5 protein-coding genes are annotated in these 13,166 nt (G+C 65.8%); all 5 read left to right on the forward strand.

Annotation, left to right across the window (positions count from 1 at the left end):
- Positions 1 to 112: 112 nt before the first annotated feature.
- The 5 genes from H5P29_RS02080 (at position 113) to H5P29_RS02100 (ending at position 12,940) form a co-directional block, all read left to right on the forward strand.
- Positions 113 to 1,006 (forward strand): hypothetical protein, encoded by an 894-nt coding sequence (locus H5P29_RS02080; RefSeq protein ID WP_246340573.1) that lies wholly within the window; start codon positions 113 to 115, stop codon positions 1,004 to 1,006.
- A gap of 236 nt (positions 1,007 to 1,242) precedes the next feature.
- Positions 1,243 to 7,056 carry an autotransporter-associated beta strand repeat-containing protein gene (locus H5P29_RS02085; protein ID WP_185910229.1) on the forward strand — a complete coding sequence of 1,938 codons (5,814 nt, stop codon included), beginning with the start codon at positions 1,243 to 1,245 and terminating at the stop codon, positions 7,054 to 7,056.
- On the forward strand, positions 7,053 to 10,994 hold the full coding sequence (locus H5P29_RS02090; protein WP_154384513.1) for an autotransporter domain-containing protein: 3,942 nt from the start codon (positions 7,053 to 7,055) through the stop codon (positions 10,992 to 10,994). The genes H5P29_RS02085 and H5P29_RS02090 overlap by 4 nt, the downstream gene beginning before the upstream one ends.
- A gap of 173 nt (positions 10,995 to 11,167) precedes the next feature.
- The gene (locus H5P29_RS02095) at positions 11,168 to 11,644 is read left to right on the forward strand and encodes a pyridoxamine 5'-phosphate oxidase family protein (protein ID WP_067955064.1); all 477 of its coding nucleotides are present in this window, start codon (positions 11,168 to 11,170) and stop codon (positions 11,642 to 11,644) included.
- A 108-nt stretch (positions 11,645 to 11,752) separates the two neighbouring features.
- Positions 11,753 to 12,940 carry an IS481 family transposase gene (locus tag H5P29_RS02100; RefSeq protein ID WP_067956582.1) on the forward strand — a complete coding sequence of 396 codons (1,188 nt, stop codon included), beginning with the start codon at positions 11,753 to 11,755 and terminating at the stop codon, positions 12,938 to 12,940.
- Positions 12,941 to 13,166 lie beyond the last annotated feature (226 nt).

Below are 13,166 nucleotides of genomic sequence, written 5' to 3' on the forward strand. Positions count from 1 at the left end.
GGCCGATCGAAAGGTCATTTGCCGAGATAGATTTGCCGGCGTGGCTGCGATGACCATCACCCCAAGAAGAGCACGCCGGACTACTTCGTCGGGGCTGGACAGATCACGGCTGATGCGTGGATATAGCGAGCAGTTCGAGGGCCGATTCTTGCCGATAACTGCGGATGAAATCGCCAGCCACCCCGCGCTGCAGGAGCTGATCCGGCGGCAGTCGCAGGCATTGCTGATCGCCTACGAGGCCAATCCGCGGCAGTCTTCCATCTTCGCCACCCAGCAACGCTGGCTGATGGGCCACATCGGCTTCGCCGTCTATTTCAATCGAGACGCCGGCGAGCCAGGACTCCTGACGTCGCGCTTCCTCGACATGACCCAGGCCTACGCGGTGGCGAGCCGCAACACTGCCGACGCCTTCCTCAAGGAACTGCTCAACTACGGCTACATCGAATATTGCCCCGAGAGCGACGACCGCCGGGCACGGCCGGTGCGTCCGTCGCAATCGACGTTCGATGCCATACATGGCTGGATCATGGTGCATCTGGCGACGCTCGACGGCCTCGACGGTGGCCAGCGCCTCGCCACCTATCTGGCGACTTCGGACGGCATGGACCGCATCGAGCCGCTGATCTGCGAAGGGCTGCTGTCTTCGCAGGCCATCCGCGAGCCGGCCAACACGTTTTCGTTGTTCACCTGGCTCAACAATGGCGGCATCATCATGGAACGGCTGATCGTCGGGCTGGAAGACGCCAGCAGCGGTGCCGAACAGTTGTCGACAAGCATCACCTCGATCGCCGAAATGGGCCTGTGGCTGCAGCTTTCGCGCTCGCATCTCGCCCGCAAGTTGCGCGAAGCGGAAGCACTCGGCAGCATCGGCTGGCGCGGCAAGCGCGGCAGTTCGGTGATGTGGGTTTCCAGGGGGTTCCTCGGCGAAATCGCCGCCGCACAGGCAGCGAAGCTCGCCGTGATCGACGCGGCATACGAGGCCTCGCTCGCCCCCGAAATCGGCTAAACACCTGCAATAACGGCCGAAATTCCCCCCAATAATAGTCAGTCTCTAACAATTGACCCCTTTTTTTGGCGGGCATAGGGTCCCGCTCATCCCGGCGCTTGGGGTTTTTGGGGCGGGCGCCGGAGCTGAACTTAGCAGCCGATGTGAACTGCGCCGACAGCACACCTGTCGCGGCGCTGGCGGAGCCTTGCGCGCCGCCGGCTGCCGGTTTGCGTCCGCGATACAGGGAATATCACGTGAGCAGCACCAGCGGCGACCTTGAAGCCATTCGTGACAATGCCGCGACGGATGCGAAGACCGTCGTGCCGGTGTCGTCGCAATCATCCCGGCACGGCCGCTACCGCATGGCGCTGCTTGCCTGCTCGGCGCTGATTGCGCCGTTGGCGCTTGGCCCGGCGATCCAGGCGGCGGCGGCCGATACTATCGGCAACGACGGTGGCAATGGCGGCAACGGTAGTGGCACCAGAGCCGGCTCGTTCGGCATGCCCGCTGTCAACGCGGCCGGCGGCAACGGCGGCGGCGGCGGCCAGTCGGGCAACGGCCAGCCTTCTGGAGGCAATGGCGGCAACGGCGGCGCCGATGGCGGCTTTGGCGGTGGCGGCGGTGGTGTTTCTGACAACGGCGGTGGTGGTGGCAGGGGCTACAACGGCGCAGGCGGCGGTGGTGGCGGTGGTGGCGGCGGCGCCGGCCTGGTCGTCAACTCCGGTATCGTCAACGTCAATCAGAACTCGTATGGCGGCAAGGGCGGCAAGGGCGGTTACGCCGGTGTTCAGATTGGCGGCACCTCGATCGGCGGCGGCGGTGGCGGTGGCGGTGGCGGCAGCGGTATTCTCGTCGGCGGTACGAGCGGCTCCACCACAGTAACCGTGGGCGCCGGTGTTTTTGTGCGCGGCGGGTTCGGCGGTGACGGCACCGAGGGTCATACCAATGGTGGACCGGGCGGTGCATTGCGAGCCAGTGACATGGGCGCCGGCGGCAATGGCGGCCATGGCATTTCGGTCACCGATCCGAACGGCGCGACGATCATCGTCAATGGCGATGTCTCCGGCCTCGATGGCGGTGCGGGCGGTGGCTGGGCGGGTGCTCGGGCGCCGAGCGGCGCTGCGGGTGTCGGCATCCGCGGCCAGAACCTGAACATCACCATCGGCACCGCAGGCGCGATCCGACGCTCGCAAAACGGGCAGGACGCGATCTACATCACAGGCGGAACCAACCGGGTCACCAGTCTGGGCACCGCCCCCAATCAGGGCACCGTCCAGGGCGCGATCCATCTCGGCGCCGGCGTCACCACCATCGCAGGCAACTATTCGGGCGGCGTCAGGCCGACCTGGATACTGGTAGACGGCGGGGCGGAGATGAAGGTCGAAGGCAGCACCGCTGCCAACGATGCCAAGGCGATCCACGACCTGCAAAACTATGGCCTGGTCACGCTCGGGGCATCGAGGTGGCTGAGCCTCGGCGCCGGCACCAACTACGCGACGATCAACATCGGCTCTGCTGCAAAACTCGAAACCACCTATGCCGAGTTCAACAACCGAGGCACGATCAACGTCGCCGATCAGGGCATCATCGACGCGGGAACCGCCTTTCTCAACTATGCCGGTGCGGTTCTCAATCTCAACGGCACCGCGACGGTCAAGGCCACCTACGGGGCGGTGACCAATCTGGGGCAGTTCAACGTCAAGAACGGCGACGTGGTCAGCGCCGGCGCGTTCTACAACGATGGCGGCACGCTGTCGCTGTCGGGCGGCAGCCTGTCCGGCATCGACCAGCTGTTCAACCGCACCGGCGCCACGGTCGACATCGCCGCCGGACGAAAGCTCTCCGTCGCAACGTTCGCCGGAACCGGCGGTAGCACCACGGGCGCCGGGACCATCGAGGCATCGACCGCCTTCAACCTCGAGGCCGGCTCCTACGCGACAAAACTCACTGGGACGGCAGGGCTCAACAAGATCGGCCCTGGCACGGTCACGCTGACCGGCACCAACACCTACACCGGCGGCACAGACATTTCGGGCGGTACGCTGTCGGTCGCGTCCGACGCCAGCCTCGGCAACGGCGTGCTGAGCTTCAACGGCGGCACGCTGAATGCCACCGCATCCTTCGCCACCGGCCGCGACGCCACCCTTGGCGCCAGCGGCGGGGGGCTTTCGGCCGACGCCGGCATGACGCTGACCTATAACGGCCTGCTCAGCGGCACCGGCGCGCTGTCCAAGTCGGGCGCCGGCACGGTGGTGCTTGGCGCCACCAACACCTATGCCGGCGGCACCGCGGTCAATGCCGGCACGCTCAGGCTCGGCGCCGGCGGCAGCCTGCTGTTCGGCAAGGATCTCTCCGTCGCCGGCGGCGCCACCTTTGACCTCAACGGCAAGGCCCAGACCATCGGCAGGCTGACCGGCGCCGGCGCGGTGGCGCTCGGCGCGGGCGCCCTGACCGTCGGCCACGGCGACGTGTCCTCGACTTTCGCCGGTGCGACCTCGGGCACCGGCTCGCTGACCAAGGTCGGCAGCGGCATGCTCACGCTCACGGGCGCCAACACGCACAGCGGTGGCACCACGGTGAGCGGCGGTCAATTGCAGATCGGCGATGGCGGCACGTCAGGTTCGCTAGCCGGCAACGTCGCGCTGGCCAGCGGCACTGCGCTGACGTTCAATCGCTCGAACACGCTGACCTTCGCTGACGTCATCTCCGGTGGCGGCAGGGTGACAATTCTGGGCGGTGGCACCACGATCCTAAGCGGCAACAACACCCATTCCAACGGTACCGAAATTTACTCTGGCACGCTCCAGCTCGGCAATGGCGGGACCAGCGGCTCTGTTCTCGGCGCGATCGACAACTATAACGGCACGGTCGCCGTCAACCGTTCCAACACCTATACGCTCGCCAACAGCATCAACGGCAATGGCGGCTTCAGCCAGCGCGGCACGGGCAAGACGATCCTGACCGGCGCGAACACCTTCTCAGGTGGCATCGCCGTCAATGCCGGCACGCTCAGTGTCCGCAATGCTGGTGCGCTCGGCAACGGTTCGAGCGCCATCGATGTCGCGGCCAATGCAACGCTCGAGATCGACGGTGACATGTCGATCGACACGCGCGCGCTGAGGCTCAAGGGCACCGGCGCCAACGGCAAGGGCGCCCTGCACACGGTCTCGGGCGAAAGCAGCGCGATGGCCCAGGCCACCCTGAGCGGCACCGCGCTGGTGCTGACGGAAGCGGGCACCGGCTTCGAGTTCCTCGGCGGCGTGGACGGCGACGGTCACCGGCTGACCATCGACGGCAGCGGCCGGACCGGCATCACGGGCCTGAGCGGTGCCGGCTCCGAACTTGTGAAAGCCGGCTCCGGCAAGCTCCTGCTGCGCGGGCCAAGCACCTATACCGGCGGCACCTACATCGGCGGCGGCACCGTCGAGGTCGACGGGTCCGGGGGGCTCGGCACCGGCACCGTGGCCTTCGGCGGCGCGGCAACCTTGCGCGGCACCAACGGCTGGCTCGACAATGCCTTCGATCTCGATGCCGCCGCCACGCTCGATACCGACACCTCGATCGTCCTCAACGGCGCGATCAGCGGCGCGGGCAGCCTGGTCAAGACCGGGTCGGGCGATCTGGTCCTCAACGGCGTCAACAGCTACTCCGGCGGAACGACCATCTCGGCAGGCAGGCTTACCCTTGGCAATGGCGACCCCGCCACGCTCGGCAGCGGCGCGGTCGTCAACAACGCGATGCTGGTCCTCAACCGGGACGGCGACTACACCCTCGCCAACAGCTTCTCCGGCACGGGCACCATCGAGAAGCAGGGCTACGGCACGTTGACGCTGAGCGGCGCCAACACCATGTCCGGCACCACCTCGCTTGTCGGCGGCACGTTGCAGATCGGCGACGGCACTTCGGGCGGCGGCATCGGCAGCAGCTCTGTCGTCGCCCTGAACGACAGCACGCTTGCCTTCAACAGGTCGAGCCTGGTGACCTTCGGTGGCATCCTGTCCGGTACCGGCGGGCTGACGCAGAAGGGCAACGGCACCACTGTGCTGTCGGGCGAGAACATCTACGCTGGCACGACGAAGATCACCGCCGGCACGCTGCAGGTCGGCGACGGCGCCACGTCAGGCAAGCTGGGCTCGGGCAGCGTCGAGAACGCCGGCACGCTCGCCTTCAACCGCTCCGACATCGTCACCGTCGCCAATGCCATCTCGGGCGCCGGAACGTTCGATCAGGCCGGCACCGGCACCACCATCCTCACAGGCACCAGCAGCTACACCGGCGCAACCAGGGTTTCCGCCGGCAAGCTGGTGGTCAACGGCTCGATCGCGTCGTCCTCCAGCGTCACGGTCGATGCCGGCGCGACCATCGGCGGCAGCGGCACCATCGCCACCACCATCGTCAACGGCACGCTGTCGGCGGGCAACAGCCCTGGCACTCTGACCGTCGACGGCGACCTCACCCTCAACAGCGGCTCAACCAGCATCTTCGAGCTCGGCACGTCAGGCGTCGTTGGCGGCCCGACCAACGATCTCGTCATCGTCAATGGCGACCTGACGCTCGGGGGCACGCTTGATACGCCCAATGCGGTGACCGGCTACTACCGGCTGTTCAACGTCTCGGGCAGCGTCACCGGCTCGTTCCACACGCTGCCCACCGATGCCATCATCAGCACCGCCGTCGCCAACCAGGTCAACCTGATGATCCGCAACAACGACCAGTTGCTGCAGTTCTGGGACGGCAGCGACCTCGCCGGCAACGGCACCGTCGACGGCGGCAGCGGCACCTGGAGCGCCGGCAATGGCAACTGGACCGGGGCACCTGGGGAGGCCACCATCAACGACGGCTGGCGTGGCGAGGTCGGCGTCTTTGCCGGCACGGCCGGAACGGTCACCGTCACCGGTTCGCTGGCCTTCCAGGGCCTGCAGTTCTCGACCGACGGCTATGAGCTCACCGGCGGCATCCTCGCCCTGTCCGGCAATCCCCACGGCAACGAAAAAGCGAGCTTCATCAACACCGACAACGGTGTCACGGCGACAATCGGCTCGATGATCGCCGACGGCGACATGACCGAACTCGACAAGCTCGGCCTCGGCACGCTGATCCTGACCGGCGACAACACCTACACCGGCAAGACCACCATTTCCGCAGGCACCCTGCAGCTCGGCAATGGCGGCACGTCGGGCTCGGTCGCCGGCGATATCGTCAACAACAGCGTGCTGGCCTTCAACCGCTCCGACGACGCACTCGTGATCAGCGGCTACATCGGCGGCACCGGGCGCGTCGAGCAGAACGGCACCGGCACGACAACCCTGACCTCCGCCAACTATTACACCGGCGGCACCACGATCAGCGCCGGCACGCTGCAGATCGGCAATGGCGGCTCGATCAAGGGCGACGTGCTCAACAACAGCAGGCTGGTCTTCAACAACACGGAGGCCAATGGCGAATTTGCCGGCGACATCACCGGCACCGGCGCGATGACGCTGACCGGTAACAGCACCGTCCTGATGAGCGGCGACATCAGCCACTCCGGCGGCACCACCATCGACAGCGGCAGCGTGCTGCAGATCGGCAAATCCGAGACGAGCGGCACGCTGTCGGGCAAGGTCAGCAATTCCGGCACGCTTGCTTTCGACAGGTCGGACGACAGCTCCTTCGACGGCGACATGTCAGGCTCGGGCGACTTCAAGAAATATGGCGCAGGCAAGCTCACCCTGTCGGGCGACAGCAGCGGTTTCGACGGCATCGTCTATTCGCTTGCCGGAACGTTGCGGCTCGAAAACAGCCTCGCGGCAGGCACCGGCTACATCATGATGTTCGGCGGCGGCCTCGACTATGGCGCCGGTGTCGACCTCGCCAACATAATGACCCTGCAGCAGGAAAACACCGTGCTGTCGGTCGCGTCGGGCACGGCCACGCATTCGGGCTACATTCTCAGCGGTGGCGGCGAACCGCGCGCCGTGGAGAAGACCGGCGCCGGCGCGCTTGTCGTCAACGCCATGCAACACGGTGGTCCGACCACGGTCAGCGGAGGCAACTCAAAGCGGGCAATGCGGATGCATTCGACATGACTGGCGCGATGACCGTCAAGGCCGATGCAACGCTCGACCTCGACGGCTACGACCAGCGTATCGGCTCGCCGGCAGGCGCTGGCTCAGTCACGCTCGGCGTGGCCAGGCCGCTCTGGGGTTCGCCGCAAGAGGTCACGCTGACGACGGGTGGCAACGACGCCTCGACCACGTTCTCCGGCTCGATTTCCGGGGCCGGCAACCTGTCGAAGATCGGCACCGGCGTCTTCACCCTGAGCGGCAGCAACAGCTACACGGGCAAGACCTGGCTTGATGGCGGCACGCTCAAAGCGGGTGCTGCCAATAGCTTTTCTTCAGCCAGCGCGGTCGAAGTCGCCAGCGGTACCGAGCTCGATCTCGACGGCTTCGACCAGGTCATCGGCTCTCTCGCAGGCGCGGGCACGGTTTCGCTTGGAGCCGGCACGCTGACCGCGGGCGGCAACAACGGCTCGACCGAATTTTCCGGCATCATCACCGGCACCGGCAGCCTGACCAAGAAGGGCACGGGTAGCTTCACCCTGTCCGGCGCGAACACCTACACAGGCGCAACCAAAATCGATGCAGGCACGCTGACCGCGGGCGCCGCCAACACGCTTGCTTCGTCCAGCGCGGTCAGCGTCGGCTCAGGCGCCACCTTCGACCTCGACGGTCACAACCAGACCATCGCCTCGCTGGCCGGCGCCGGCAACGTCAAGCTTGGGGCAGGCACGCTGACATCGGGCAATGGCGACGACACCGAATTCTCAGGCGTCATGTCGGGCGGCGGCTTCACCAAGCAGGGCAGCGGCAAGCAGACCATGTCGGGCGAAAGCACCTACACCGGCGCGACCGCGGTCAAGGCCGGCGAGCTTCAGGTCAACGGCAAGCTTGGCAATACCGCCGTCAGCGTCGACAGCGGCGCGACGCTGTCCGGCTCGGGTACGGTCTCGGGCAGCGTCACCGTCTCCGACGGCGGCCATATCGCGCCTGGCGCCGGCAAGGGCACGCTGACGGTCGGTTCGCTCAACCTGTCCAACGGTGCCAATCTCGACTTCGAGCTCGGCGCCCAGAGCGACCGCATCGACGTCAAGGGCGACCTCGTGCTGGACGGCAAGCTCAATGTCAGCGGCGGCAACGACTTCGGCGCCGGCGTCTACCGGCTGATCGACTATGGCGGCACGCTGACCGACAACGGCCTGGTCATCGGCACCGTACCCGGTGCCTTCCAGGCCAGCGACCTCTCCATCCAGACGCAGGTGGCCAAGCAGATCAACCTGATCAACACCGGCGGCACGGCACTTGCCTTCTGGGATGGCGGCGCCAGCGGCAATCTCAATAACGGCAGCGTCGACGGCGGCGACGGCACATGGAGCGCCCAAGGCGGCAACTGGACCCGCCAGGATGGCGCCTTCAACGCACCGATGGCGCCCCAGCCCGGCTACGCCATCTTCCAGGGCACAGCCGGTACGGTGACCGTCGACTCGAGCCAGGGCCGCATGTCGGTCACCGGCATGCAGTTCGCGACCAGCGGCTACGTGCTCAAGGGCGACGCGATCGGCCTGCATGATACCGCCACCACCATCCGCGTCGGCGACGGCACGGTGTCGAGCGCCGGCACCGTTGCATCGATCGAATCCGAGCTCACCGGCGCCGGCGGACTGGTCAAGGACGACTACGGCACGCTCGTGCTCAGCGGCGCCAACAGCTACACCGGCGGCACCACGATCAAAGGCGGCACGCTGTCGATCTCCTCCGACGGCAATCTCGGCGGGACCTCGGGCGGGCTCACCTTCATCGGTGGCATCCTGACCAACACCGCCGCCATGACCACCGAACGCGACATCGAGCTGCGCCTGGCAGGCGGCACGTTCGACACCCAGGCGGACCTCACAGCGTCGGGCACGATCTCCGGCCAGGGCAAGCTGACCAAGACGGGCAGCGGCACGCTGACGCTGACCGGCACCAACACCTATGCCGGCGGCACGAAGATCGGCTCCGGCACGCTGCAGATCGGCAATGGCGCCACGAGCGGCTCGATCACCGGCGACGTCGCCAATTCCGGCACACTGGCCTTCAACCGCTCCGCCCTTCTGACCTTCGCCGGCGCGATTTCGGGCAGCGGCGCGATCAAGCAGATCGGCTCGGGCAAGACGGTCCTCACCGGCACCAACGGCTACACCGGCGGCACGACCATCGCCGCCGGCACGCTCTCCGGCTCGGCCACCAGCTTCGGCAGCGGCGCGATCCTCAACGACGCCGCCTTCATCATTGACCAGTCCACCGATGCCAGCTTCGCCAATGCCATCAACGGCACCGGCAGCTTCACCAAGTCGGGCAACGGCGCGCTCACCCTGACCGGTACCAGCCTGCTCTCGGGTGACACGACCGTCAGCACCGGCAAGCTCTCGGTGAACGGCTCGCTCGCCAAGTCGGCGGTGACGGTTGCTTCGGGCGCGACCCTCGGCGGCACCGGCATCATCGGCAAGCTGACCGCCCAGTCCGGCTCGATCGTCAACACCGGCAGCTCGATCGGCACGCTCAGCGTCACCGGCGACGCCAGCTTCGCCGCCGGCTCGACCTTCCAGGTCGATGTCGACACGACCAAGTCCGACAGGCTCTCCGTCGCCGGCAAGGCGACGCTCTCGGGCGGCACAGTCCAGGTGCTGGCCGGCAGCGGCAACTACGCACCGTCGACGCAGTACACCATCCTGACCGCGGCAACCGGCGTGCTCGGCCAGTTCGCTTCCGTCACCAGCAACCTCGCCTTCCTGACGCCGACGCTGACCTATACCAGCAACGCCGTCGGCCTGTCGCTCGACCGCAACGACATCAAGTTCACCGACATCGCCGCGACCCGCAACCAGTTCGCCGCCGGCGGGGCAGCCGACAAGCTGGGCAACAAGCACGCGATCTACAAGGCCATCGTCAATCTCGACAAGGACGCCGCGCGCAAGGCCTTCGACGCACTGTCGGGCGAGGTCCACGCCTCGGTCGGCGGCATGCTCGTCGACGACAGCCGCTTCCTCGCAAGTGCCGCCAACGACCGTATCCGCGCTGCCTTCGGTGACATCGGCACGCAAGCCCCGCCCGTCATGGCCTATGGCCTCGACGGCCCCGAGATCGCCGAGGCGACGACCGAGCGTATGGCCTTCTGGGGTCAGGCCTATGGCTCCTGGGGCAAGACCGGCAGCGACGGCAACGCGGCAGCCTTCGGCCGCAGCACCGGCGGCTTCATCGGCGGTCTCGATGCCGGCATCGGCGACAACCTTCGCATCGGTGCCTTCGCCGGTTACAGCAATGGCAGCTTCGATGCCGACGACCGCGCGTCCTCGGGTGACAGCAGGGCCTACCATGCCGGTGTCTTCGCGGGCGGCCGGTGGCAGGCGTTCGGCCTGCGCGCCGGCGCCGCCTACAGCTGGACGGATATCGAGACCAGCCGCACCGTTGCCTTTGCCAACTTCAAGGACAGGCTGACCGCCAGCTATGACGCCGGCATCGCCCAGGTCTTCGGCGAGGCGAGCTATCGCCTGCAGACGGGCGACGCGATCGTCGAGCCCTTCGCAGCGCTTGCCTATATCAATGTCAGGACCGACAGCTTCACCGAGAAGGGCGGCCAGGCAGCGCTGACGGCCAACGCCTCGACCACCGAGACGACGTTCACGACGCTCGGCGTCAGGGCCAGCACCGACATTGCCATCCGCGGCATGGACGCCACGCTGCGCGGGATGGCCGGCTGGCGCCACGCCTTCGGCGACGTCACCCCGCTGAGCTCGGTCGCCTTCTCAGGCGGCAGCGCCTTCCAGATCGCCGGCGCGCCCGTCGCGAAGGACGTGGCGATAGTCGAGGCCGGTCTCGACCTCGCGCTGAGCCCCGATGCCAAGCTCGGCATAGCCTATACCGGCCAGTTCGGCTCCGGCGTCGTCGACCAGAGCTTCCGGGCTAGTCTCGGCGTCAATTTCTGATCAAGGGGGCGACGGAGACGCCGCTCCGGTCTGTCCGCAGTCAGGGCCCCAGACACTCCCCCGCCGCTTACGAACAGTTGGCCAGACCGAGACGCTCGGGAACTCCCTTCGCCGCCCCTCAGATGGAACCTCCCGAGACGCCAGGGGTTGAACCTCCTTCAAGGAGATTCACAATGGCCGACAAGCGAGAGTTCGAAGCGAAGTTCTGGAAGTCGATACGTTCAGACATGACCGTGATGGTAAGCGTCTCAGGCTTCGACCCGCGCCCGATGACCGCGCAGTTCGATGGCGAACGTAAGACCATCTACTTCTTCACGGCAAGCGACACGGAGCTTGCAGGCAAGCTAGCGCGCGCCAGAAAAGCAACGCTGGTCTACGCGGCCAAGAAACATGACCTGTTTGCCACCGTCCATGGCACCCTCAGGATCGACGGCGACCGTAGCACGATCGATCGGTTGTGGAACCGCTTCGTCGCCGCGTGGTTCGAGAAGGGCAAGGATGATCCGAAGCTCAGGCTGCTGCGGTTCGAACCGGCGGACGCCCAGATCTGGCTCGACGCTTCCAGCCTCGTTGCCGGCGTCAAGATGTTCCTGGGCCTGGGCGACCCCAAGCAGGACTACAAGGACAGCGTGGCGAAAGTGCCCCTTTAGCCAAAAGGCGAGCGAGCTCGGACGTGGTTGAATGAGCGACCCGAGACATAGGTGACGTTTCGTACCGGACACATGGGTAACACTTTTGGCTTTTGGCCGGAGGTGTTGATGCCGTGGAAGGAGAGTTCGGTGATGGAGGAACGTCTTCGTTTTGTTGCGCGGCTTCTGGATGGCGAGGGCATGAGTGATGTGTGCCGAGAGTTCGGGATTTCCCGCAAGACCGGCTACAAGATCCTCAACCGCTACAAGGACGACGGCCTGGAGGCGCTGACCGACCGGTCACGGCGGCCGGTCCGCTATGCCAACCAACTGCCCTGTCAGATCGAGCAGGCGATTGTGAAGGCCAAGAAGGACAAGCCGCACTGGGGCGCCAGGAAGATCCGTGAGCTTCTGGTGCGCAAGCTGGCCGGCGACGTTCGGCTGCCGTCGACGAGCACGGTCCATGCCGTGCTCGACCGCCACGGCCTTGTCACGCGCGCCCGTCAGAGGCGGCGCTGCAAGGCCGAGGGCACGCCGCTGTCGGCGGCATGCTGCCCCAACGATCTGTGGTGTGTCGATTTCAAGGGCGAGTTCAGGCTCGGCAATCGCCAGTACTGTTACCCTTTGACGGTGACTGACCAGGCCTCGCGCATGATCCTTCTGTGCGAAGCCCTCGAATCAACGCGGGAGGTGCCCGTCGTCGAAGCCTTCGTGAGGTTGTTCAAGCAGCGCGGTCTGCCGGCGGCGATCAGAAGCGACAACGGGCTGCCCTTCGCCTCTCCCAACGGGCTCTACAATCTGTCCAGGCTCTCGGTCTTCTGGCTGCGGCTGGGCATCGACATCGAGCGCATCAAACCCGGCAACCCGCAGCAGAACGGCAGGCATGAGCGTATGCACCGGACCCTCAAGCAGGAGACGACCCGGCCGCCGGGCATGAACATTCTACAGCAGCAGGCCAGGTTCGATGCATTCGTCAGCGAATTCAATGCCGAACGACCGCACCAAGCGATCGGCATGAAGGTGCCGGACGAACTCTATAAGCCCTCTTCAAGAGCCTATGAGGGGCTGCCAGACCTGCATTACCCCTTCCATGACCGCGACATCCTCGTCACCGCCTGTGGCCGCATCTGCATGCACCGCAAGAAGATCAATATCTCGACCGTGCTCGCCGGCCAGAGGCTCGGAATCACTGAAGTCGACGACGCCATTTGGCTCGTCTCCTTCATGCACTATGATCTTGGCTATATCGACCTCGAACAGAGGACCCTGCAGACCATCGACAACCCGTTCGGCACGAGGTTGTCACCCATGTCTTAGGTACAAACTGTTACCTATGTCTTCGGGCTGTACAGAAATAAGCTGGCGCACCCGACAGGATTCGAACCTGTGACCTCTGCCTTCGGAGGAAAATTTTACAGCTTTCATCAACGTTTCTCTTTGCACGCCGTAGCTCTCTATCACTTTGATTCTACGTATTTATTTTGACACCAGCGCCGAATTTTGTAGGCTATGACAGGTCGAGATTTTCTCCTGCCTGCTTCCG

The organism is Aminobacter sp. MDW-2, from assembly GCF_014250155.1.
Classification (GTDB): Bacteria; Pseudomonadota; Alphaproteobacteria; order Rhizobiales; family Rhizobiaceae; genus Aminobacter; species Aminobacter ciceronei.

Bases quoted from the DNA above. Each gene is read 5' to 3' on its own strand.
- H5P29_RS02080 (WP_246340573.1), top strand. From the start codon at position 113: ATGCGTGGATATAGCGAGCAGTTCGAGGGCCGATTCTTGCCGATAACT.
- H5P29_RS02090 (WP_154384513.1), top strand. From the start codon at position 7,053: ATGACTGGCGCGATGACCGTCAAGGCCGATGCAACGCTCGACCTCGAC.
- H5P29_RS02095 (WP_067955064.1), top strand. From the start codon at position 11,168: ATGGCCGACAAGCGAGAGTTCGAAGCGAAGTTCTGGAAGTCGATACGT.
- H5P29_RS02100 (WP_067956582.1), top strand. From the start codon at position 11,753: ATGCCGTGGAAGGAGAGTTCGGTGATGGAGGAACGTCTTCGTTTTGTT.